The organism is Candidatus Glomeribacter gigasporarum BEG34, assembly GCF_000227585.1.
GTDB classification, from domain to species: Bacteria; Pseudomonadota; Gammaproteobacteria; order Burkholderiales; family Burkholderiaceae; genus Glomeribacter; species Glomeribacter gigasporarum_B.
Genome location: NZ_CAFB01000013.1, coordinates 1 through 1,154, shown reverse-complemented (window position 1 = coordinate 1,154; position 1,154 = coordinate 1). Strand labels below are relative to the sequence as shown.

Below are 1,154 nucleotides of genomic sequence, written 5' to 3'. Positions count from 1 at the left end.
TCCTTGCCTGACGCCTGCTCGCTACAATTTGCGGACAATTCCTTAAGCAGGCGGTCAATCCTGTCAGATGTCATAAAACCGCACATCCGTTTATGGTTGACCAGTAAAACCGGCGCATCGCCGCACGCGCCCATGCATTCGCCCTCTTTGAGCGTAAACTTGCCGTCTGGCGTTGTGCGGTTAAAGTCAACGCCGAGTTTGCATTTCAGATGCTCGGCGGCAGACTGTGCGCCGGACAGTGCGCATGGCAAGTTAGTGCACAGGGTGATCATGTATTTTCCGGCCGGCGCAGTGCGGTACATCGAATAAAAAGTCGCAACTTCCTGCACCGCAATCGCGGGCATGTCCAGATAATCAGCGACATAGCGCATCACCTCGGTCGAGAGCCAACCGTGTTCATCCTGCGCAACTGCAAGCGCGGCCATCACCGCGCTGCGTTTGTGTTCAGGCGGGTATTTTGCAATCGTGCGGTCGATTTCTTTCAATGCTTGAGCGCAGAGCATGGGTTGAGTTTGCCTCAAAGTCATTGCAGTCCTTAACGATCAATCTCGCCGAACACAATATCTTGCGTGCCGATAATCGTGACGGCGTCGGCAATCATGTGACCGCGCGCCATTTCGTCGAGCGCGGCCAGATGCGCAAAGCCCGGCGCGCGGATTTTCAGCCGGTACGGTTTGTTGGCGCCGTCCGAAATTAGATAAATGCCGAATTCGCCTTTCGGATGTTCAATCGCCGCATACGTCTCGCCTTCGGGCACTGAAAAGCCTTCAGTAAACAGTTTGAAGTGGTGGATCAGTTCTTCCATATGGCTTTTCATCTCGATCCGTGACGGCGGCGTCACTTTATGGCTGTCGATCATCACAGGGCCGGGATTCGCACTCAGCCAATTCACGCACTGCCGGATAATCCGGTTCGCCTGCCGCATTTCTTCAACGCGCACCAGATAACGGTCGTAACAATCGCCGTTCACGCCGACCGGAATGTCGAAGTCAAGCTGATCGTACACTTCATACGGCTGTTTCCTGCGCAAATCCCATTCAACGCCTGAACCGCGCAGCATTGGCCCGGTGAAGCCGAGTTGCAGCGCACGTTCTGGGGATACGGCTCCGATGCCGACCAAACGCTGTTTCCAAATCCGGTTATCGGTGAGTAAT

At 54.9% G+C, this 1,154-nt stretch carries 2 protein-coding genes; both read right to left on the bottom strand.

The features are described from left to right. Nucleotides 1-503 (bottom strand): NADH-quinone oxidoreductase subunit NuoE (nuoE, locus tag CAGGBEG34_RS00310; RefSeq protein ID WP_081463681.1); only part of this gene is annotated, 503 nt, incomplete at its 3' end. A 32-nt stretch (nucleotides 504-535) separates the two neighbouring features. Then, nucleotides 536-1,154: NADH-quinone oxidoreductase subunit D-related protein (locus tag CAGGBEG34_RS00305; RefSeq protein WP_042687111.1), on the bottom strand; the 619-nt coding region annotated here is incomplete at its 5' end.